17 protein-coding genes are annotated in these 22,586 nt (G+C 46.8%); 10 read left to right on the top strand and 7 right to left on the bottom strand.

What is annotated here, in order from left to right:
• Positions 1 to 71: 71 nt before the first annotated feature.
• Together QT984_RS09390 and QT984_RS09385 are read right to left on the bottom strand one after the other, a co-directional pair.
• On the bottom strand, positions 72 to 1,274 hold the full coding sequence (locus QT984_RS09390; RefSeq protein ID WP_333373830.1) for an anhydro-N-acetylmuramic acid kinase: 1,203 nt from the start codon (positions 1,272 to 1,274) through the stop codon (positions 72 to 74).
• Between the two features lie 90 nt (positions 1,275 to 1,364).
• Positions 1,365 to 2,096, bottom strand: coding sequence for a PP2C family serine/threonine-protein phosphatase (locus tag QT984_RS09385; protein WP_333056054.1), 732 nt, complete (start codon positions 2,094 to 2,096; stop codon positions 1,365 to 1,367).
• A 117-nt stretch (positions 2,097 to 2,213) separates the two neighbouring features.
• Here QT984_RS09385 and QT984_RS09380 point away from each other — a divergent pair, with 117 nt between their 5' ends.
• Complete coding sequence (locus QT984_RS09380; RefSeq protein ID WP_333056055.1) at positions 2,214 to 3,395, top strand: RNA-guided endonuclease TnpB family protein; 1,182 nt, start codon at positions 2,214 to 2,216, stop codon at positions 3,393 to 3,395.
• A gap of 318 nt (positions 3,396 to 3,713) precedes the next feature.
• Here the strand turns inward: QT984_RS09380 and QT984_RS09375 are convergent, their stop codons facing one another.
• The 3 genes from QT984_RS09375 to QT984_RS09365 all read right to left on the bottom strand — a co-directional run bounded on the left by QT984_RS09375 (position 3,714) and on the right by QT984_RS09365 (position 8,381).
• Positions 3,714 to 5,480, bottom strand: coding sequence for an AarF/ABC1/UbiB kinase family protein (locus QT984_RS09375; RefSeq protein WP_333234158.1), 1,767 nt, complete (start codon positions 5,478 to 5,480; stop codon positions 3,714 to 3,716).
• A 111-nt stretch (positions 5,481 to 5,591) separates the two neighbouring features.
• Complete coding sequence (locus tag QT984_RS09370; RefSeq protein WP_333373828.1) at positions 5,592 to 5,924, bottom strand: DUF6825 family protein; 333 nt, start codon at positions 5,922 to 5,924, stop codon at positions 5,592 to 5,594.
• Between the two features lie 888 nt (positions 5,925 to 6,812).
• Positions 6,813 to 8,381, bottom strand: a complete 1,569-nt coding sequence (locus tag QT984_RS09365; protein ID WP_333056058.1) for a serine/threonine-protein kinase — start codon at positions 8,379 to 8,381, stop codon at positions 6,813 to 6,815.
• A gap of 754 nt (positions 8,382 to 9,135) precedes the next feature.
• Between QT984_RS09365 and QT984_RS09360 the strand changes: the two genes are divergently transcribed.
• The 3 genes from QT984_RS09360 (at position 9,136) to QT984_RS09350 (ending at position 10,850) form a co-directional block, all read left to right on the top strand.
• A complete protein-coding gene (locus QT984_RS09360; RefSeq protein ID WP_333056059.1) occupies positions 9,136 to 9,750 on the top strand; it encodes a hypothetical protein in 615 nt (204 codons plus the stop codon).
• Between the two features lie 241 nt (positions 9,751 to 9,991).
• A complete protein-coding gene (locus QT984_RS09355; protein ID WP_333209475.1) occupies positions 9,992 to 10,210 on the top strand; it encodes a hypothetical protein in 219 nt (72 codons plus the stop codon).
• A 37-nt stretch (positions 10,211 to 10,247) separates the two neighbouring features.
• Positions 10,248 to 10,850 (top strand): ABC transporter substrate-binding protein, encoded by a 603-nt coding sequence (locus tag QT984_RS09350; RefSeq protein ID WP_333315460.1) that lies wholly within the window; start codon positions 10,248 to 10,250, stop codon positions 10,848 to 10,850.
• Between the two features lie 24 nt (positions 10,851 to 10,874).
• On the opposite strand, the gene QT984_RS09345 is transcribed toward QT984_RS09350, so the two are convergent.
• Positions 10,875 to 12,173, bottom strand: a complete 1,299-nt coding sequence (locus QT984_RS09345; RefSeq protein WP_333373836.1) for an IS4 family transposase — start codon at positions 12,171 to 12,173, stop codon at positions 10,875 to 10,877.
• A 160-nt stretch (positions 12,174 to 12,333) separates the two neighbouring features.
• Between QT984_RS09345 and QT984_RS09340 the strand changes: the two genes are divergently transcribed.
• Both QT984_RS09340 and QT984_RS09335 read left to right on the top strand, forming a co-directional pair.
• The gene (locus QT984_RS09340) at positions 12,334 to 13,410 is read left to right on the top strand and encodes an ABC transporter substrate-binding protein (protein WP_333314261.1); all 1,077 of its coding nucleotides are present in this window, start codon (positions 12,334 to 12,336) and stop codon (positions 13,408 to 13,410) included.
• Positions 13,411 to 13,646: 236 nt separating this feature from the next.
• Positions 13,647 to 14,657: an ABC transporter permease gene (locus QT984_RS09335; protein WP_333056061.1), complete on the top strand. Its 1,011-nt coding sequence runs from the start codon at positions 13,647 to 13,649 to the stop codon at positions 14,655 to 14,657.
• 11 nt (positions 14,658 to 14,668) lie between these two features.
• Here the strand turns inward: QT984_RS09335 and QT984_RS09330 are convergent, their stop codons facing one another.
• Positions 14,669 to 15,079 carry a hypothetical protein gene (locus tag QT984_RS09330; protein WP_333056062.1) on the bottom strand — a complete coding sequence of 137 codons (411 nt, stop codon included), beginning with the start codon at positions 15,077 to 15,079 and terminating at the stop codon, positions 14,669 to 14,671.
• 520 nt (positions 15,080 to 15,599) lie between these two features.
• Between QT984_RS09330 and QT984_RS09325 the strand changes: the two genes are divergently transcribed.
• From QT984_RS09325 to QT984_RS09310, 4 genes are all read left to right on the top strand, one after another.
• Positions 15,600 to 17,486, top strand: coding sequence for an efflux RND transporter periplasmic adaptor subunit (locus QT984_RS09325; RefSeq protein WP_333056063.1), 1,887 nt, complete (start codon positions 15,600 to 15,602; stop codon positions 17,484 to 17,486).
• Positions 17,487 to 17,960: 474 nt separating this feature from the next.
• On the top strand, positions 17,961 to 19,178 hold the full coding sequence (locus QT984_RS09320) for an ABC transporter permease (protein WP_333056064.1): 1,218 nt from the start codon (positions 17,961 to 17,963) through the stop codon (positions 19,176 to 19,178).
• 122 nt (positions 19,179 to 19,300) lie between these two features.
• Positions 19,301 to 20,521 (top strand): ABC transporter permease, encoded by a 1,221-nt coding sequence (locus QT984_RS09315; RefSeq protein ID WP_333056109.1) that lies wholly within the window; start codon positions 19,301 to 19,303, stop codon positions 20,519 to 20,521.
• Positions 20,522 to 20,848: 327 nt separating this feature from the next.
• Entirely contained in the window at positions 20,849 to 22,579 is a 1,731-nt protein-coding gene (locus QT984_RS09310) for a chemotaxis protein CheB (RefSeq protein WP_333056065.1), read from the top strand.
• The last annotated feature ends 7 nt before the right edge of the window (positions 22,580 to 22,586 follow it).

Genomic DNA, 22,586 nt, shown 5'->3' with positions numbered 1-22,586 from the left:
CCTATGCTTTTCCTGCTGGCTACAATGCTGGTGCAACAACGCACAGCCGTTGTCCCTCAGACTCTATGCTATCACGCCCAACTGTGCCAACAAGAGTTAATTTCTCCTAAAAGTACCGATGTCCGGGCACCAGTAACTTGAGGCAGATTGCCGGGAATGCCCCGAACCCGCCATGCGGCTAAAACCGCGAACGCGATCGCCTCTTTAAAATCTACATTCAAGCCTGCCTCTGAAGTAGTCAACACTTGCACTGGATGCAATTGAGATTGCAATCGGCGTTTTAAGTAGAGGTTGTGGCTGCCGCCCCCGCATAGTAAAACTCGATCGGGCATAGCCGGTAAAAAAGTTTGGTAACTGTGAACGATCGAGGCAACAGTCAGTTCTGTCAGAGTAGCCAGCACGTCAGCAGGACTGAGGTTGTAACCTTCGGCCTCGACCAAACACCTGTCAAAATAGTCTACACCAAATAGCTCTCGCCCCGTTGATTTCGGAGGTGGTTGGCGGAAGAACTCTGATGCGAGCCAATCCTCGACTAAAGCTTGACAGGGAGTGCCCGATGCCGCCCAAGCTCCACCTTCGTCGATCGTCTTAGTGCCGCCTGAGAAGTGCTGTACTGCCAAATCTAACAGGGAATTCGCCGGGCCTGTATCCCAGCCCGATATGCCATCCCCAAGACTGAAAATCTCAGACTCGTCATTCTTTCCCCCTTTTCCCCTGGCCGGAAGATAGGTAACATTGCCAATTCCCCCTAGATTTTGGATGCAGAGGCTGATGTTGGGTTCCGCCAGCAGGCAGGCATCAACTATTGACACTAAGGGTGCTCCTTGACCCCCGGCCGCAATGTCTGCCGATCGAAAGTTACTCACCGTAGTAATTCCTGTCAATTCCGCAATTAGCGCGCCCCGCCCGATTTGCAAGCTGTAGCCCATTAACGCACCGGCGCTGTCTTTCTGGGCTTTCCCAGCAGGTCGGTGGTAGACGGTTTGACCGTGAGAGCCGATTAATTCGGCTCTATCATATTCTGCTTGAATTGTCAAGGCTGCCCTGGCAAATTCTTGGGCGATGGCATCATCTAATTGGGCTAGTTCAGCCATTGACAAAGCTGAGCCACTGCAAACCGAGAGAATTTGCGATCGCAAATTAGCAGGATAAGGGAAAGTGTTGCCGGCCACCAATTGCACTTTCAAGTCTGTTTGGGAACCGACCACATCCACCAAAGCAGCATCTATGCCATCCACCGACGTGCCGCTGATCAAACCGATAACGCGGGTCATTCTATTTTAGATTTTAGATTTTAGATTTTAGATTGTTCAATTTTTCGATTTTTCGATTTTAGATGGTCGGGTGCGATCGGGCGATGAATATTATTTGAGGTCGATCGTCACGATCACCACAGTAATATTATCGCGTCCACCTTTATCCTTCGCTGCTTGAATTAAAGCATTTGCAGCGCCCTCGCAGGCGCGAATCGACTTCAGAGGCGAAGCTATCAAAGGATCGGAAAGTTCTTCAGTCAAGCCATCGCTGCAGAGCAGCAAGCGATCCCCAGGCTGCACGTCCACCGGCAAAATATCTATCTCCCGCAAATCATCGCGGCCCAAACACTGGGACAAAACGTGACGCCAAGGATGAGAGCGAGCCTGGTCAGGAGTTAGGGCCTTTCTTTTCACAGCCTGAGCCACCCAAGTCTGGTCTTCAGTAATCTGTTCCAAGCGAGATCCGTGCAGTCGGTACAAGCGAGAGTCCCCGATATTAGCGCACCAGGGTCGGCCCTCATCCCTAAACATGAGAACCACAGCCGTAGTTCCCATATCAGCACGCTCCGGGTGGTCGAGCTGATCCGTCAAAATTGCTTGATTGGCAATTAAAAAAGCCTTTTCCAACAACAGGGGAGAATCCTCTGGCCCTTCCCAATGTTCGAGCAAATAAGATTGAATCGCCTGAGTCGCAATCCGGCTGGCTTCTTGACCTCCGGCGTGTCCTCCCATTCCGTCGGCCACTATGAAAAATCGCCCGTCAGAGTCTATGTAGTACGAATCCTGATTTACGGAACGAACTAGCCCTGTGTCTGTCTTACCTGCGAAAGAGCGTTTCATCAGAAAAAATGGGTCTGAAACCCCGTCCTTGTAGGACGGCTTTACATAGATTTTTGTTAAGACGTACCATCTTACATAAGAGGTGCTACTATGTAAAACAGCACATTTAAAGTAAGCATGACACTAAAAGCCTTCAGCTATCGATTATACCCAACGCCGGAACAGGAAAATTTGTTGCGACGTACTCTGGGTTGTGCTCGTTTGGTCTACAACCGTGCTTTAGCCACAAGGACTGAAGCTTGGTACACAGAACAGAAACGAGTAGGATATGCTGAGACTTCTTCAATGTTAACCGAATGGAAGAAAACTGAAGAACTAGATTTTCTTAACGAAGTTAGCTGCGTGCCTTTGCAGCAATGCTTGAGACATTTACAGACGGCTTACACCAATTTTTTTGATGGGCGAGCAAAATACCCTAACTACAAAAAGAAACGTAACGGTGGCAGCGCAGAATTTACTAAGTCGGCATTTAAGTTCAGAGATGGACAAATCTACTTAGCAAAAAACACACAAGCATTGCCAATTCGCTGGAGCCGTATATTACCTGATGGTGCCATACCATCAACTATTACGGTAAAGCTTGCACCATCGGGCAGGTGGTCAGTTTCTCTACTGGTAGATGTAGAAATTGAAAAATTACCCGAAACAGGTAATCAAGTCGGTATCGATTTGGGAATTACCAGCTTGCTTACCTTGAACACTGGCGAAAAGATTGTCAATCCCAAAGGATTCAAAGCAAAGTATCGCAAACTTAGAAGAGCGCAGAAAGCTTTAAGTCGTAAGCAAAAGGGATCAAATAATCGTTACAAGGCACGACTTAAAGTAGCGAAAGTGTATCAAGAGATCACTGATGCAAGGAAAGATAATCTTCACAAGTTAACGACGCGGTTGGTGCGTGAAAACCAAACCATCGCCGTAGAAGACTTAGCTGTGAAGAATATGGTTAAAAATCGGAAACTCGCCGCTTCTATAAGTGACGCAAGCTGGGGGGAATTGGTCAGACAACTTGATTACAAGTGTGATTGGTATGGTCGCACTTTAATTAAGATTGATCGCTGGTTTCCGAGTTCTAAGCGATGTGGCAATTGTGGCCACATTGTTGACAAGTTGCCGTTAAATATCCGGGAATGGGATTGCCCTAAGTGCGGTACTCACCATGATCGTGATATTAACGCTGCGAAAAATATTTTGGCGGCAGGGCTTGCCGTATCAGTCTGTGGAGCGACTGTAAGACCCCAACAGAGTAAATCTGTTAAGGCTGGTGCGAAATCCCCGTCAGGGAAAGAAGCAGAAACCTAAGTTGTGAGTCTTAGGAATCCTCGCCCTTATAGGGCGGGGTGGATGTCAAATTGTAGATCGTATGATGGTAATCCCATCTTAAAATTTCGGTAAATCCAGTAAATTAAGCAGCACCTGCAAAAAAAACTGGATTTATACCCAAAATCAGAGGTTTAGCTGGCGAAAAACTTAGGCAGCAACCGGGTTTTTCGCCTCAAAGCGCGTAAGTGTTGTAAATTTTAGCAATCTGTGGTATGGCAGCCAAAACTTAACATTCGAGGTCAAATTTTGGCTGGCGAGAAATCTCAAACCTGAAATTTCAAATCCCAAATTGCCCCATTATGACATCCTGTCTAAACGATCGATCCGCTTGAACAAACGCATAAGAGCAAACCCTGCACCCGCAGCCAGCACGGCAACAGCGACAGCCGGCCAGACCTGATTGCTGACAAACAAAATTGTCGCCGACAAAGTAAAAGCACTCATCAGCAAAGCATAATTCGTGCCCATTTGAGCGCTGCTCATCCGGCGGAGCAAGCGTTCTGTTTCGGCAGAACGGACGCGAATCCGCAAATCTCCCTGTTCGAGTTTATCAATAGTCTCCTCAATCCGGCGGGGCAAACCCAAAGCACTCGAACTCACCTGAGCCGCCTGACGGCCGATTTCATTAAAAATGCTGCTACTTGTATCATGGCCATTTCCATTAGTCATAAGCTGCATGGCAAAAGGTTGTGCCACCTCCATAAAGTTGAACTCGGGATCTAAGCCTCGGCCCACCCCTTCGATGGTGGAAAAAGCTCGCATTACAAAAGTAAAAGTAGCTGGGAAGCGAAAAGGTTGATTGTAGGCAATATCGTAAAGGTCGTCGGTAATCGCGCTCACAGACTGATTTTCAAAAGGCTTGTCCATGAAGTTATCCAGCATATACTGGATGCTGCGGCGCACAGGACTCATATCACCCGTAGGCACCAAAGCTCCCAAATTGATCAGAGAATCCATAATCCGCTGTCCATCCTTGGAAGCAATGCCGTAGAGCGTCTCCATCAGTCCTTCGCGGACGTTCGACTGGATTTGCCCCATCATGCCAAAATCGTAGAAAATCAGACAACCGTCAGCACTAACTGCGATGTTGCCGGGGTGTGGGTCAGCGTGGAAAAAGCCGTCGTTGAGCAACTGGCGCAAATAAGCTTTTGCGCCCAACTGAGCGATTAATTTACGATCGATACCGGCCGCTTCCAAAGCTTCGTAGTGGCTGATTTTAATCCCCGGCAGGTATTCCAAAGTCAGCACTCGCGGAGCCGCGTACCGCCAATAAACCCTCGGCACCCGCACCCAGTCACAGTTGCTAAAATTGCGGCGAAAAGTATCAGCATTGCGGCCTTCATGGAGATAGTCAATTTCCAGCCACAGAATGCGACAGCATTCCTCATAAATCCCCATCCAATCGCGGCCGCGGCCCCACTTAGGATGGTTTTGAAAGTAGCGGGCTATTCCCTTAAGAATTTGCAAATCGATCTCGAACAGTTTCCGCAGTCCCGGCCGCTGCACCTTGACCACCACTTCCGGGCCCGAATGCAGTTGAGCTTTGTGTACCTGACCCAGACTGGCAGCAGCCAGGGGCACCGGGTCAAAGCTGCGGTAGAGTTCTTGAACAGTCTTGCCCAAGTCTTGCTCGACAATTACCTCTAACTGCTCGTAGCTGAAAGCAGGCACTTTATCTTGCAGCTTAGAAAGTTCCTCGACAAACTCTGCCGGGAACAAATCGGCGCGGGTAGAAAATAACTGCCCCACTTTAATGAAAGTTGGCCCCAAATCCAAGAGTGTTTCTCGAACCCAGATAGCTTGAAAGCGCCGTCTGGCAACTTTCTTTTCTTCAGTCACGCCTCCCCAGTAGCTCCAATTTTTGCTGTCGAGCCACAGCGAAGCCAGCCAGAGCAAGACAAAGGCCCAAATGTCGAAGAAGCGCCGCTTCCGGGAGTATTTTTCGCGATTCCAGCGATAAGCTTTACTTTTGTAGGATTTACTAGGAGTTTTTTGCTCATCGGCTTCGCCAGTGTGCTTGGGGGAGCGCTGGCGATTAACAGAGTCATCAAGGAGAGCAGACACTTGGGTTCCCAAATTGCTTATTTTATGTTGTTGCTTTGATTGAAAGTAGGAGCGCAGGAGCGCAAAGCAGTGCGCTCACGTTGTAAATAATAGTTGTGGTCGAGTCGATCCCTAGGGCAAACAGCTGCGGTAACGCTGCAATTCCGATCGCACCAGAGCCACTTCGGCGCGCAGCTCGTCAATAGTCGCTTGCAAATCAGCGGGATGGATGTCTTGAATGGTGGTGGTGCGATCGGTGCCAGTTCTGGTCTGCATCGCCTCATCCGAAGCTCTATTGGCCCGTTCCACAACTCGATCGGTGAACTGCCGCAGGCGTTCTCTTTGTTCTGCGTCAAATTTGCCGAGTTCAGAGAAAGCGTTGGTGGCCGCGCTTTCTAATTGCTCGTACAGTGCTTCGGCAAGTGCTCTGCCTACAAAAAAAGCATGAACTGGGGGTTTACTCATAAAAAATATTCGGTAAGTGGGAAACTCAGAGTCTTTAGACCTGAGAGGAAAACGACTCGGCGGTTTCAACCGCCTTGAATCCCCTTTCGGGGTTAGAGGGGTATGGTTGCCCCTCCAATGGAGATACAGTTGTCTCCTTCCTCCCTTGCGGGGTAATGTTCGTGCAGACCTGGTTATAAAGGCTTGTTAGACCTGCAACACTGTCGAGCGTGACTTTAAAACTGTTTAATTGCAGATGACAGAGCGGAAAACTGGCGTCGCACTCAAGGAGTGTCGTGACCTGAATAACGTCTCCTCCTGAGAGGGGTCTGGTCAGAACAGCTTGTAAGAAATTACAAGCTCAGTGGCTTTAGCCCTGAGTTCCTGACAAAAAATCTCTGTGCGCTTCCGCAACAAATTATAACTTGCTTGTCCCCGATGATGCTTGCTCCCAAAGGAAGGAATTTTGGGGGAATTGACACTCCCACCCCGAGTGTCGGAGATGGGATTCTTGAGATTTAGAACAGTCTAACGCGCCACGGCGTAGCCCTAAAGCGTCGCTTACACTGGCTCAAATTCGAGGTTGGGGTTGCTTTGTACCAAAATGTTTGCAGCTTGGCAGTATTAATACGCGACATCACACCACCTCAGCGCCGCGCACATATTATAACATAATTTAAATCCAAATAGAAAACAGTCCTGCAATTTTTTGCGGGCATTTAGATTGCCGAGGGAATAGGAAATATTCGATAAACTCAGACGGCGACTGTTGGGATTTTCAGATTCGACGGAAGTTTTTGGAAGATAGTCGTTGGCTAGGTAGGGCCTTATTATCTCAACTACTGAGCGGATATTTGCTGACTCATAAAACCAAGTATTTGTCCGCACTTTTAACCAACAAAAACCATACTAATTTGTCGCAGGTTCGGGAAAAGGCATTGTGGGATCTGCCACAGGGGGTGGTGAATCAGGTGCGATCGAACTATCTGAATAGTTGTCACTGCCGCTTGGTATTGCAGGCTCAGGCGATCGCTCGATCGGCGAGGCTATTACTGGTGACGGGGATTCCGACGACGGCCAGGTTTCAGCGCTAGCACTCTCAGGGGCAGGTGGGGCGGGTGGGGCGGGCGGTTCTGGAGGCAGGGGCGCAACTTCCGGTACCGGTGCGGCTTCTGGTTCGGGCTCTGGCTCGATTTCGGTTTGAGGCTCTGGAATGAGGGACTCAGAAGGCTCCTCTGCGGGTTCTGGCGCCGGGGATGGCTCAGATTCCGCTTCGGGATCTGGGGCGGGAGTTTCCTCGTTTGGAGACTCAGAAAGTTCGGCGCTAGTTTCTGAGGACTCGATTTGTTCGGGAATGTTGCTGCTGTCTAAGGGGGGTTTGGGGAGCTTGTTGAGTTCGATGGGGTAGAGAGGGGTGCTTTCGACAGACGGCTGTCCGAACATCGGCTCTGATAAATCGCGGGATTTGAGCAAATCTTCGAGAGATGGGAAGGATTCAATTTTGGGACTATTACTGAGACTGGTGCTGTTGTAGTGCGATGCTAGGTCAAAACCCATCCAGCCTGCAATTGCAGCCGTTACCACAAATGCCACAAAAGTCAACTGCGGCGGGGGAGGTGCGGGCAATCTTAGACTTTGCTTGCCTTTTCTTTTTACTGATACTCGCTCTGTTTCTTGCAGCATGGTGAGCCAATTTTCCACTGTCTGAGGGCGGTTGTGGGGGTCGATTTCGAGTCCCTGAAGGATGGCTCGCTCGATTCCTGGGCTGAGGTTGGGCTGAAATTGCCGTAAGTCAGTCAAGGGAATGCGATCGCGCAGGGGTGCTGCTACGGGCGCCACGCCGGAGAGTAAGTAGTAGAGGGTGGCGGAGATCGCGTAGATGTCAGTGGCCGATGTACATTTACCGTCATGGAGGTATTGTTCGATCGGCGCGTACCCAGGGGAGAGCAAGTTGGTGTGGGTTTGCTTGGTGCCGGCGGTAAAGCCGCGAGCAATTCCGAAATCTATTAACATTACTACGTGAGAATCGGCTCGCCGGATAATATTTTCTGGCTTGATATCTCCGTGCAGCAATCCGCTGTGGTGAACTGTACTTAAGGCTGAGGCTATTTGCCGAATATAGTGCAGGGCCTGGGCTTCTGGGAGCGGCCCATCGGTTTCGACTATTTGGGCGAGAGTTTGGCCCGGAATGTAGTCCATTGCAATAAAAGACTGTCCGGCTTCTTCAAAAAAGTCGATTACCCTGACTATGTTGGGATGCTGACACCGCGATCGCTGTTGGGCTTCGGCAATAAACTGCTGCTGAAATTGGGCAGATTCTGGGTGTTGGCGCAGACTTTCGTTGAGGGTTTTGAGTACGACGGTTTGGTTTAAATGGGTGTGGATAGCTCGGTAAGTGATGCCGAACCCTCCTATCCCTAAAGTCGCGTTAATTGTGTATTTGCCCTGTTGCAGGACTGTTGCTGGCGCTAAGTTCATCTTCAGTTGATGCCGTTTCCCAAACTATGCTACCGCCTTTGGGTTATTTCGCAGAGTTAGGGGTGAGGTTCGATCGGCGCCCTAGTTTGAGCTTTAGCTCTGCTATATCTTTAATCTTGGCATCCCCACGTCATTTTATCTGTAGTAGCGTGAAACTTAACGCTCCGGCTTTCCAATAATAAAAATCCCGCTCTTGTGGAACGGGAAAGCCATCAGGGTGCATCTATAATATCTGACTCTAACTTGTGGGGGGTACAACCCCTCATTGCTTTAGCAAGTCTTTAAAATTAGCCGATTTTTGTAAAAATTTAGGTTTTATGTTGACTTATGAGCAATCTTATGATCGCTAAGATTGCCGGATGGCGATCTTGAGCTTGGGGAATTGACACTCTCACGTCTGATGTTGCTCCCAGAGTCAAACATTACAGACCAGATTACCTTTTTGGCTCTGATGAAGTTCAGGCGAGCGGCATAAAATAACAAAGAGGCATCGTATGGGGCTTAATCTTGAGACTGCACATGGCTCAAACCTTGTAAATAAAAAGGCTGTAAGCATTCTCCCGACATTTGTAGCCCATAGCCATAAATGCTTCAATCGCTGTTCGCGTTACACAGCAAGGCCTGGAGGCAAGCTCAAGTTCTCCGAAGGGGGGAACTTGAGCTTAAGTTGTCACAAATGGGGTCTTCCTAGTAACGAGAAGCGATAGATTAGCAATTAGCAGCAATTAGTAATTACTTATTCTTTGGTTTGAATATGTCTGTTAAACAATCACATTACGAGACTTTACTAGCAGAGTACAGCGAATCTTCTGCCGCGATCGCCCTGCTGAAAAAATATCGGGTTTACATGGAAATGATTCCGAGTATCCGCCGCGCCCATGAGAGTTTAATCACAATTCCTTTGCCAATTGCGCGCTTGCGGGACGGGGTTTCTTATGCCGGAAGCAGCGGCACTAGCATATCGCCCGGACAGGCAGTTTGTTTGCCCTGCGATTTGGCGATTTTGATGTGCGATCCTGAATGGAAAGTTAAAATTGGAGTGGAAATTTTGATTTTCATTCATCGTCCGGGCGAAGAGTTTTCTGAGTTGCTCGGCCGCTGGCGGCAGTCTCAGGTTTGGCTGGATAAAGGTTACGAATGGGTGATGCCACACCGCTACAGACATATTTACAGCGATGAAGCTGAGGCTGTTCATCCGCTATTTGTTTTGTTTGAGGAAACGCCGGAACTGGTTCAACGGGGTTTGATGGCGGCGGGTTTGCCGTTTGTGGTGGAAAGTTTCGAGTCGGGGAGTGAGGAAGTAGAGGAGGAAGAGTTTCTGGGTAGCGGGGAACTGGGAAGTATTGGTGAAGAGAGTTTTGATTTGTAGGGTGGGTGCGATCGCCTATAGCCATCCTATTGCTTGAAGTAAAGTAGATTTTTTTTTAAACCGCAGAGGGCGCAGAGGGCGCAGAGAAAGAGAAAAGAGAAAAGAGAGAAATATTGATGTTTTTGAATTCCGAATCGGGTTGTTATATGCAGATATTCAAAAATCTTTTGGGTGAGGAAAGGAATGTTTATGCTCCCCCTAGATTCAGGGAGTAACTCTAAAATCTACAATCTAAAATCGAATGACCCATCTAGCTGGGCCGGAAATGTTAGCTCTCATGCTGGCTGCGTCGCCTAATGTAAAGGTGTGTCTTGATATTTTCCCCTCCAGCATGATATCATCAGGCTGCTCTATTTGGTTTGTTAATTTAGATGGGTTGTTAATAGAAAATTTACTAAATGAACCGCAGAGAACGCAGAGACCACAGAGGGGAGAGAAAGAGCAAATTATAATTTATTGATATGAGTATAATTTTCTATTAAACTGGAGCTATTGAAATGATATTGTTAAAACCCTGGCGTTTATTTTTATTAGGTCTAGTTTTTGGGATGGCTGTAATTTTATCAAATTGCGGCACTCCTTCAAACACTGTTAGCAATAATTCTCCAAGTCCGACAACTCCTGCTCCGGTTCCGGCTGGGGCTTTAGTTTACGGTGCGGGCGGGCCGCCGATTAATCTGGAACCGGGAAATATTACTGATGGCAATTCGGTGATTGTTATCGACCAAATTTACAATCGCTTGACTGATTTTAAACCGGGAACTGTGGAAATTGAGCCGAGTCTCGCTACTGAATGGTCAAGTTCTAAAGATGGTAAAACTTGGACTTTTAAGTTGCGTTCCGGGGTAAAGTTTCACGACGGTACGGATTTTGACGCGGAAGCTGTTAAGTTTAATGTGGATCGCTGGTGGGATGCGAAAAATCCTAACGGTTTTCGAGAAGCGGGCAAGAATTATCCGATTTGGAAAAATCTTTTTGCCGGCTTTAAGGGAGAAAAAGATTCTTTAGTAAAAGATGTGACGGTTGTTGATAAGTTTACAATTAAATTTGTTTTAAATCGACCTTTTGCTGCTTTTCCGTCGGCGATTGGGCATTGGTGACAAGTTAAGGCTGTAAGTCTTTTGTCAAGAGGCTTTCGGAGAGTTCTTAAAAAAGAATTGGTCAGACCCTCGTTGCTTTTCAGGAAAAGGGGCAATAATTAACTTAACATTCGGTTTTCGCTGCTGTTTAATAATGCCTAAATCTCGATTTTGGGGGTCAGCAAAATACTTGATTGGATCTGTTGCTTTACCTTTATGATGAGCCATAGTAAAATGATAAAGACCGCGATAAATCATTTCTAAAGAAATCTGCTCAAAAGGTAGAGCTAGTTCATCAGCTACCGCATCACCTAAATCTACTAAAACTGCATAAAATAACCAAGTTGCCCAAATCTGTAATTTAATCCCATTGATTGAACCCGTCCATAAATAGCTTAAATCTAACAGCCTTTTTACAATATTAAAAGCTTCTTCAATCCGCCAACGTCTTCGATACAAATCTGCTACTACATAAGGGGGTAATTTTTCTGGCTCTAGCACACTTGTTAAATAAGAATGCCAGGTTTTTTCTGAACGAACTTCAATCAAACGTAAGGTAATAAACGGAGTTTTCTTCGTTCCAGACCCCAAACGTATCTTACGGTCTCGCAGTCCATAACTATCGGTAAATACTTCCTCTACTTTGATGGCGGCTCCTTTCTTTATTCGGGTAATAAAGTTAACCTTTTGCTCAATTAATTTTAACCAGAAACTAAAGTGATAAAAGCCTCTATCTAATAGTAATAACGTATTTTCGCTGACTAAATTGAGGATATTCTCTTCAAGTTTTACATCAGATTCTTTCGCATTTTCGGTAAACCAAATTTCGACTGGCAATCTAGTTACTAGATCAATTACTGTACTTATTTTCCCCGCCAATTGTCCTATTTTAGCTGACTCTAAGTTTGATAATTTCCGAAATAATGCCTCTAATATTGAACTATCTATAATCCAAATCTGCTCAAATCTTGTTAATGTAAACTGAATACTTTCTGGTAAGGTTCGTTGATTTCTCCTCTGCCAATTTGTTCTTAAACGCGGTAATAAATCCTTAAATACTTGTTCAAACAGCTCATCCGTAAAGGTCAAAAATCTTTGTGAGAGTGCTTGTTGGCTGACGGACGTGGGATTACACCACAGAAAGCCGTCTCTCGTTAACATTCGGGTCAGCTCTCTTACCCCTGCCACATCTCGCCATAGTAAGGTTAAGACCGCAGCCATCATCAATGGCAAGTTGAGAATTCGGTCTCGAAGTTTTAGCTGACGGTAGGAATTTTCCTCCCAAAGCATGGCTGGTGTCAGTAATGCTTCTAGTTGCTGGGCAATTACTTCATCCTCTATCAGTGGTCGTTGTTTCTTTTTCGCGTGGTCCCGATTGGTAGTTCTGGTCTTGGTCATGGCTGGTCATAATTGCTCAACTACTTGCCTATTCTGAGTTTCATCTATTTTTTAACCAATGTAAATACCCCCTTGACAATTTACCCATCACCTTAACTTGTCACTAATGGCGATTGGGTCGGGTTATTTCGGGATGGCGAGTCCGGCGGCGGTGAAAAAAGCGGGTGCTAAATACGGCACTCCGGGGTCGCTGGCGGTGGGTACGGGGCCTTTTGTGTTTCGGGAATGGCGATCGGGCGATCGCATTGTTTTGGAGAAAAATCCGAATTATTGGAAAACGGGTACGCCAAAAGTCAATCAATTGGTAATTCGTTTTGTTGATGATCCGGCGGCGAGACTGGCTCAGCTACGAGCTGGACAACTTGATTTTACTGTGGATTTAACGCCGGATCAATTGCAAGAAGTTCAGGGAGATCCTAATTTAGAAGCTGTTGTGCGACCTTCTTTTAATGTCGGTTATTTAGCATTAAATCCGAGTTACGAACCTTTGTCAAAACCGGAAGTCAGGCGGGCGATCGCCCAAACAATTAACAAGCCAGCAATAGTCAAAGCTTTCTGGGGAGAACTCGGAAAACATGATTCGCAATTTATCCCGCCTGCGCTGAATTGGGCGGCGTCCGATCGAGTTAAAGATGATGAATTTAACCCACAGCAAGCTAAAGCAATGCTGGCGAAAGCCGGTTATCCGAACGGTTTTGATTTGGATTTGTGGTATATGCCCGTTAGCCGTCCATATTTTCCCACGCCGAAGCCGATTGCTGAGGCTTTGGCGGCGGATTTGAGCGCGATCGGGATTCGGGTAAAATTGCTGACAAAGGATTGGTCTGCTTATTTAGCCGATCGGCTCAAACCTCCCGGCTTTCAAGCTTTTATGTTGGGTTGGACAGGAGATTATGGCGATCCAGACAATTTTTATTATCCTCACTTCGGGCCGGGTTCGACGGCGGATTTGGGAAATTGGAAAAATCCGAAAGTTCTGGAACTTTTGGATCGGGGGAGGGCGAGTGGCGATAAAGCAGCTAGGGCGAAAATTTATGCGGAAGTTAGCGAGATTTTGCATGGGGAAGCTGTGCGTTTGCCGATCGTACATTCACAGCCGCTTTTAGGGAAACGCAAGAATATTCAAGGTTGGATTCCGAGTCCTTTGGGGTCTGAGTCTTTTGAGGATGTTAGTAAGTCTTGAATATGGCAGATTTTCCTTGTATCTAATTGTGTAGGGGCGGGTTTTACCAACAATATAGCCCTAATACCGACAATCTCAAAAACCCGCCCTCTTCTCTTGGTGGTTCCCTAAAAAAGGGCGGGTTTATCTATATTTTTAGTCATGCCAAATATTGCTCATAAAAAAAAACCTACCAATCACATAATAATATGTGAAAAAGCCGTAAAATCCGAGCCGATAGAATCTATATAAAAAACATGATTAATTATATTGTAAAACGTTTACTAGGACTATTGCCCGTCCTTTTCGGAATCACTCTGCTAGTATTTATCTTTTTGCATTTGATACCAGGAGACCCAGCTACAGTGCTTTTGGGAGAACGGGGAACTCCCGAACAGGTGGAAATTTTGAGAGCGAGATTAGGTTTAAATCAGCCTTTACCTTTGCAATATTTTGCGTTTTTATGGAGTTTGCTGTGCTTGGATTTGGGAAATAGCATTATTAGCGGTATCCCCATAATTGATGAAATTACAAGTCGCTGGCCTGCTACTTTTGAACTGTCTGTGGTGGCGATGTTGGTGGCACTGGTTATCGGAATTCCGGCGGGGATTTTGGCTGCTGTTCGGAAAAATAGCTGGCTGGACAATCTAGCGATGAGTGGTTCGTTAATTGGCGTATCTTTGCCGGTGTATTGGTTGGGATTGATGTTGATTTATTTGTTTGCTGTTTATCTGAAATGGCTACCTCCTAGCGGGCGCATTAGTGTAGATTTAGGGTTTGGTTTTAAGTCGATTACGGGTGTTTATGTTTTGGATGCGTTGCTGAGATGGGATTTGGTGGCTTTGCGGGATGCGATCGCCCATTTAATCCTGCCAGCTTTGACTTTAGGAACTATTCCTCTGGCTATTATAGCTCGCATCACTCGTTCTGCGATGCTGGAAGTGCTTTCTCAAGATTACATCCGCACTGCGAGGGCGAAGGGATTGCCGGAATATTGGGTGATTTTGAAACACGCTTTGAAAAATGCGTTTTTGCCGATCGTCACAACTATCGGTTTGCAGTTCGGCACTCTTTTAGGCGGCGCTATTCTGACGGAAACGATTTTCTCGTGGCCGGGAATTGGTTCTTGGATTTATAGCGGTATTCTGACGCGGGATTACCCAATAGTCCAAGGTGGAGTAATTTTTGTGTCTGTGACTTTTGTACTGATTAATCTGGCGGTTGATATTTCCTATGCTTTTTTAGATCCGAGAATTCAGTACCGTTAATTAAAAGGATATCAGACACGAAATGCTTGTTTAACATCCGGCCGCAGCAAGTAGTAAATGCTAGCTACTGCAAAACCCAGAGTTAAAAAATTGACTGCTGTACCGCCGCTGCCAAACATTTTGACAATTTGCGCGAGGGTGGCGATGATATGGACAATTAACGTTCCCGTCCAAGCCCAATTTTTGAGTTGAAACAAACCCCAAGTTAAGAGTAAAGAGAGGAGACCTAAAATAAAACTAATTCCAGCAAAAATTGCAATGAAGCCGCCAATTACAGTGCCAACTTTTGCCCCGCCGAAAGCCGCACCGAGACCACCAAAAATGCCAGCAAAAAGTAAGATGAACAAGCCGTCAAGGAGGCTGAAAATGCCGCTAATTAGCTGCAAAATTGCCAGAACGGTAACGCTTTGAGGACGATTCATTTTTGTTTATTTTCCATTTTTAAGGGGATTTGGAAAACATTTTACCCTGTTGTGGGCACAGGGCTGATATGGATTCAGGGTTTACGCACCGCTACCCGTGAAACCGGGTTTATGAGAATAAGTGTGTCCATAGTGTGCCGTTGCGAGATTCGCACTGGCATATATCCCGCAGCGAGGGGCTCACGAGTCGGCAATGACCGAGTTTAGTCGATCGCCCGCTGCCCGATCGGCCTTTGTTGCTGCTGAGGATCACGCCCCGATCTCCCAAAAATGATATTATTTATTAAAATATATTTTTATTTGCCAGCAGCCGGGAGCGATTTTGTTTAGATCCACCTCTTTTGGCTGAAAAAACTTAACATTTTTTAATAACTTGCAAAGATTAGCTATAATTGTTTACAGGTGCGGGTTGGGGAACTTTTTTGAAATCACCCGATCGGATGAGTCTGAAAGACGATGCCAAGCATCAGCAAAAATTTTACCTTTAAGGTAATCCTGAGATTAAATTAGGTGAGTCGGTATGATCGTTAGCCCTAAAAAGGAAACTGCTCAGGTCAAGGTGGAAGATACTCAGACTGTAGACACCAATCAGACTGTAGACACCAAGGCCGCAGAGACCAAAATTGCAGATAAAAAAACCGCCCAAAAGCAGTCTCCGAAGAAACCCGCGCGCAAACCGCAGCGGTGGGCGATTGGGTTGGTTGCAGCCGGGTTGCTAGCTGTACCGACCACAATATATATAGCAAAAAGCCGATCGCAGCCGAAAGTAGATGCGATCGCCACTATGACAGTGCCGGTGGAAGCGCAAAACCTCACGGTGCGGATCACGTCTAGCGGCACGGTGCAGCCCGTACAGCGCGTGAATCTCAGCCCCAAAGGCTCCGGCCGGATCGCAGAATTATTTGTCGAACAGGGCGATAAAGTCGAAGCAGGACAAATCGTGGCCCGCATGGAAAGCCGCGATGTAGAAGCTCAACTCGCTCAAGCTAAAGCCCGCGAAGCCAGCGCGCGAGCTAGACTGGCCAAAATCGAAGCAGGAAATCGATCGGAAGACATCGCCAGCGCCCGAGCGCGCTTAGAGCAAGCCGAGGCCAGTCTCGCGCAAGCCCAAGCCGGTAGCCGCGTTGAAGAAGTTGCAGGAGCCAGAGCCCGCTTGCAGCAAACTCAAGCTGGCTTACAGCGACTGCGAGCCGGCAGCCGCGTTGAAGAAGTCAGCCAAGGGCGAGCTCGTTTAGCCCAAGCTCAAGCTCGTTTAGCAGACGCTCAAACTGGTAGTGTAAAACAAGAAATTGCCCAAGCACAAACGCAAATTGACTCGAGTAAAGCCCAAGCCGAACTAACAGCTCAACGGGTGGAACGCAACCGACCTTTAGTTGAAGAAGGTGCTCTGGCTAAAGATAAACTGGATGAATTAATTAAAGAAAATCGCACTGCCCAAGCTAAATTAATAGAATCTCAAAAACGCCTGCAACAACTGCAAGAAAGTCGGGAGTCCCAAATTCAGCAACTGCAAGCTGCTGTGCAAGTCGAGCAGCAAGCATTGAACCAATTGCAAAACGGCACGCGCTCCGAAGAAATTGCGAGAGCCGAAGCAGAAGTTGCCGAAGCTAGAAGCAAATTAGCGCAGCTAGAAAACGGCAACCGTCCAGAAGAAATCGCCAAAGCCGAAGCAGCAGTTGCTGAAGCCAAAAGTCAATTGGCCGCACAAGAAAACGGTTCTCGCCCGGAAGAAATAGCTCAAGCTCAAGCTGAATTAGAGGAAGCTCAAGCTCAAGTACGCTTTCAAGAAGTGCAGTTAGAAGATACGAAAGTTCGCGCTCCTTTTGCTGGAATTATTACCCAAAGATACGCCATTCAAGGAGCTTTTGTAACTCCGGCCACTTCGGCATCGGAAGCTACTTCGGCAACTTCGACATCGATTGTCGCTCTAGCTAGAGATGTGGAGGTTTTGGCGAAAGTCCCGGAGGCTGATATCAGTCAAATTAAATCTGGTCAAGAAGTTGAAATAGTGGCTGATGCTTATCCAGATAAAGTGTTTAAAGGTCGCGTTAAATTAATTGCGCCGGAAGCTGTTAAGGAACGGGATGTGACGCTATTTCAAGTGCGAGTTGCCATTGATACGGGCAAAGATTCGCTGCAATCGGGGATGAATGTAGATTTGAGATTTGTTGGTCAAAAGCTGAGCAATGCTTTAGTTGTGCCGACGGTGGCAATTGTGACTAATAAAGGTCAAACGGGTGTGCTGGTTCCTGATGAGAAACAACAGCCGCAGTTTAAGCCTGTTACGGTTGGATCGACTATTGGCAACAAGATTCAGATTTTGGAGGGTGCAAAAGCGGGCGATCGCGTTTTTACCGAACTTCCTCAAGGTAAAAAGCTGGAGGATATTATCAAGAATCAGAAATAGGGCATAGGGCATGGGCCACAGGGCAGGGGGCCTTATTTATCTCGATCGCTCTAGGGTGTTTTCTTTCCCCGGACATCCCCCCTAACCCCCCTTCTTAAGGGGGGGACAAGAGCAGTCATTCGATTTTAGATTTTAGATTTTAGATTTTGGATTGACTTGCGCGAGATAAATTCGGGGGCTTGAGGATTTTAGATTTTAGATTTTGGATTGATTCCACGGATAAATCCGGGGGCTTGTACCATCAAGAAATTCTTGGTCAAAGTCCCTCTTAATAAGGGGGAGTTAGGGGATCTAGACTCGGCTACAAGCGAGTTTATTATGGGTTTAAATATTAAGTTGACACCAATAATCCCAGTCCCAAATCTAAAATCTAAAATCTAAAATCGAATAATCCAATCCCAAATCGAAAATCGAAAATCTAAAATCGAATAATCCCCAATCTAAAATCGAAAATCTAAAATCTAAAATCGAATTATGGATATTGTTGAAAGCGTCAAAATGGCTGTCACAACTTTGATGGCAAACAAGCTTCGCAGCACCTTGACGATGTTAGGAATTATCATCGGCAATGCTTCTGTCATTTCGATGATCGGTATCGGCGAAGGAGCTCAAACATTTATCGAAGGACAGGTTAACTCTCTGGGTTCAAACTTGCTATTTATTATTCCCGGAAGTCCTGAAGCACAAAGCCGCCCGGTGATTCCGCCCCAGACTTTAGTAGTGGAAGATGCAGAGGCGATCGCATCTCAAGTTGCTTCTGTCGAAGAAGTCGCACCAACTCTCAATGATAGTCAACTCGTTACCTACCGCAACAAAAATGTCTCATCTTCCATTGTCGGAACTACCCCAGAGTTTCTGACAGTCAGAAGCTTTGATGTTGCCCAAGGTCGATTTTTAAACAAATTAGATTTAGAAAGACAGGAAAATGTGGTTGCTTTAGGATCGGAAGCAGCCGAACAATTGTTTGGTAATACACCGCCACTTGGTCAATACATCCGCATCAAAAACTCGACTTTTCAAGTGATTGGTGTCATGCAGGCGAAAGGCTCAAGTTTTGGCGACAATCAAGATATGAATGTTTATTTGCCGCTGACAACAATGGCAAATCGGATCGTAGGTCGCTCGTCTCCCTACGGTACAAAAGTAACATTTATTTCGGTTTCCATTAAAGATGAAAGTATGATGCAAGCAGCCCAATTTCAAATAGAAAATTTGCTCAGGTTGCGTCATAAAATTACAAAAGAAGATGATTTTACTGTTCGCAACCAGAAAGATTTAATGAATACTTTGGGCAGTATTACTGGTGCTTTGACGTTGATGCTGGCTTTCGTGGCGGCAATTTCGCTGTTTGTAGGCGGCATCGGGATTATGAATATCATGCTGGTTTCTGTTACCGAACGCACGAAGGAAATTGGATTGAGAAAGGCGATCGGAGCTTCTCAGCAAGATATCCTAATTCAGTTTATGATCGAGTCTGTGATTTTGTCAGCGGCAGGCGGGGCGATCGGCACTGGATTCGGTATCGGCGGCGTGCTTTTAGTCGCTGCTTTTACTCCCCTGCAAGCTAGTGTTTCCCCAATGGCGATCGCACTTGCAGTCGGTGTTTCCGGCAGTATCGGCTTATTTTTCGGCATCGTACCTGCAAAACAAGCTGCTAAATTAGACCCGATTGTGGCATTGAGAAGTGCTTAAGAAGTCAATAGTCATTAGTCATTAGTCATTGGTTATTTGTTGGTTTCAATTACCAATGCCCGATGCCCGATGCCCGATGCCCGATGCCCAATTCTAAATTTCCAATTCCCAATTCCCAAATTATGAATTTTATTGAAAGCGTCAAAATGGCCGGTCAAACGCTACTAGCCAACAAAACTCGCAGCAGTTTAACAATGATCGGGATGATTGTCGGCAATGCCTCAGTAATTGCGATGATTGGAATTGGAGAAGGAGCTCAAAAATTTGTAGCAGGACAAGTTCAATCCCTGGGTACAAATGTATTAATCGTGAGGCCTGGAGTTCCCAACGCGAGGCGAAGTACCATCTCAAGTGCGCCTCAAACTCTCGTATTGCCAGACGCAAAGGCGATCGCAACTCAAGTCCCATCCGTTCAAGGCGTGTCAGCAGAACTTAACAGTTCTGAAATAGTTCGCTACAGCAACAAAAATGTTTCGTCTCTAATTTTTGGCACAATTCCAGAGTTTCTAGAAGTTAGAAGCTTTGAAATGGCAAAAGGGCGGTTTTTGACCGAACTTGATGTTAAGCAAAGTAACCAAGTTGTAGTGCTCGGTTCAGAATTAGCCGAGAAACTTTTTGGCAATACAAATCCCTTGGGCGAACAAGTGCGGATCAAAAATGTCAGCGTCAAAGTAATTGGAGTATTGGCGCCCAAAGGCACATCTTTTGGTACGAATTTTGATAATTCCGCCGCTGTGCCGATCACCACAATGGCCAATCGCATAGTCGGGCGCAAATCTCCCTACGGTTTGGCTGTCACGTCGATATTTATTTCGATTAAAGATGAATCGCAAATGGACGCGGCGCAATTTCAGGTAGAAAACTTGCTGAGATTGCGGCACAAAATTACTACCGAAGATGATTTTACTGTCAGAAATCAGAAAGATTTAATGGCAAGAATGGGGGCCATTTCCGGCGCTTTGACTCTGATGTTAACTGCTGTTGCCAGCATTTCCCTATTAGTCGGCGGAATTGGGATTATGAACATTATGCTTGTGTCCGTTAGCGAACGCACTCAGGAAATTGGGCTCAGAAAGGCGATCGGCGCATCTCAACAAGATATCTTGTTTCAATTTATTGTCGAAGCTGTGATTTTATCCGCTGCCGGAGGGATAGTCGGTACTTGCGTAGGTGTCGGTGGTATCTTGCTTGTAGGTAATTTCACGCCTTTGCAAGCTGGAATATCACCCGTGGCGATCGCCCTTGCTGTCAGTGTATCCGGTGCAGTAGGCCTCTTCTTCGGCGTTGTCCCCGCCCGCCAAGCCGCCAAACTCGACCCGATCGCAGCTTTGAGGAGTGCTTAATAAATATCTACTTAGTCCGTTACACAATCCGCTCATTTATGATATGGGAATAGGGGTTATATAAAAATTTAAAAAAAATGTTTTTTTGTAAAGATTTAACAAAATGGGACTGTTTGAGGAACTTTTTTAAAGAGTATTTTGACTTACATTTACAGCGCAAAAGTTCATCAAAAACCCATTAAATGTTAAAGATTTAATAAACCTTTATTGTGGCGTTTGCTTACGAACAACAAAGTTTAATAATATTAAATCTGGGGTAAACAGACTTAAGCATCTACAGAGTTTACGAAACCTTTGCGATTTAATCAAAATATCCAATAAATCAACATGGCATCCCTGACCCCTAGTCCTCAATTTGACTATCTCGAAGGAACCACCCAACCAGACAGATTTAACGCTTTGGATGGCAACGACATAATTTATGCCAACAGCGGAGACGACTATCTCGAAGGCGATGTCGGCAAAGACAAAATCTGCGGCGACCAAGGCAACGATACTATCATTGGCGGTGCAGACGACGACATCCTCTGGGGAGGCAAAGGCAGCGACCTAATTGGTGGCGATTCCGGCAACGATCTCATCTACGCGGGCGCCGGTAGCGATACCGTGAGCGGCGGCACAGGCGATGATATATTTGCCATTGCTAAAGGCAGCGGCGGCCCAACTTTAGCCACAGCCGATAACATCGCCGACTTCGGCAACGGCAATGACAAAATTCGATTGCTAGACGGCCTGGGCTTTGAAGATTTAAACATCCAGCAAGGCACCGGCGCTAACAGCAACAGCACCATAATTCAAGACAAACTCACGGGCGAGTATTTAGTAGTATTACCGGGAGTCAACAGCAACACAATCAACCGCGACCAATTCACCAATCAGCTATCGGGAAACCCTGTCATTGAGTGGAACGGAGTCATGCTGAATGCAGTGCGGACAGCCAACAGTGCGCCTCCTCTGGCCTCCCGCAACATGGCAATGGTTCACGCAGCCATTTACGATGCTGTTAACTCGATCGGCAAAAAATACAGCCCTTACCAGGTCAACATAGATGCACCAGCAGGCACATCAGCAGAAGCTGCCACCGCCGCAGCCGCCCATCGCGTCTTAGTCAGCGTCTACCCAGCGCAAGCAGCCACATTCAACGAAGTATACGCATCGTCTTTAGCTAAAATTACCGATGGCAAAGCTAAAGAAGACGGGATTGCCCTCGGACAGCAAGTTGCCGACCAAATTATCAGTTTGCGGAATACAGACGGCATCGCCAAAGTAGTGGAGTACAACCCCTCAAGCAACCTTGGCAGTTGGGTTCCGACTCCCCCCGCCCTTGCCGCCCCGCTGGCACCACAGTGGGGAGAAGTTACTCCCTTTGCCATGACTAGCGGTTCTCAGTTCCGCCCGCCCGGCCCGCCCGCCCTTGACAGCGCGAAGTACGCAGAGGAAGTTAACTACGTCCAAGAAATCGGCAAAAGTGACAGCCTCACACGCACCCCAGACCAAACAGTCATCGCCAAATTCTGGGCCAACGGCGCTGGGACGTTTACCCCTCCGGGTCACTGGAACCAAATCGCCGAAGAAACAGCGACTCTCACTGGTCAATCCTTAGAAGATAGCGCCCGCTTATTCGCCCTGCTGAATATTGCTCTCGCCGATGCAGCTATTAGTTGCTGGGATGCCAAGTACCAGTACAATTTATGGCGGCCGCTGACAGCTATCCGCCAAGCTGACACAGACAACAATCCCAACACGACAGCCGACCCCCTGTGGACGCCTCTGCTAACTACTCCGCCGTTCCCTGAGTATACCTCGGGCCACAGTACCTTTAGTGGTGCCGCCGATCCTGTTATGAGTGCTGTATTTGGTTCAGATTACGGCTTTGCCGATCGAGGCGATCCATCTGTCAACACTTTGCGAACCTACGAGAACTTCAGCGAAGCGGCCGACGAATCGGGTATAAGTCGAATTTACGGAGGGATTCATTTCATGAGTGCTAACGTAAATGGTTTGAGTGCGGGTAGAAATCTGGGGAATTATGTTCTCCAGAATTTCTTAACAGCCTAGGAAAGTT

Origin of the sequence: Microcoleus sp. Z1_B2 (genome assembly GCF_036700325.1) — a bacterium.
Taxonomy (GTDB): Bacteria; Cyanobacteriota; Cyanobacteriia; order Cyanobacteriales; family Microcoleaceae; genus Microcoleus.
The sequence above is the reverse complement of the archived record's forward strand: the minus strand, read 5'-3'. Positions and strand labels throughout refer to the sequence as shown.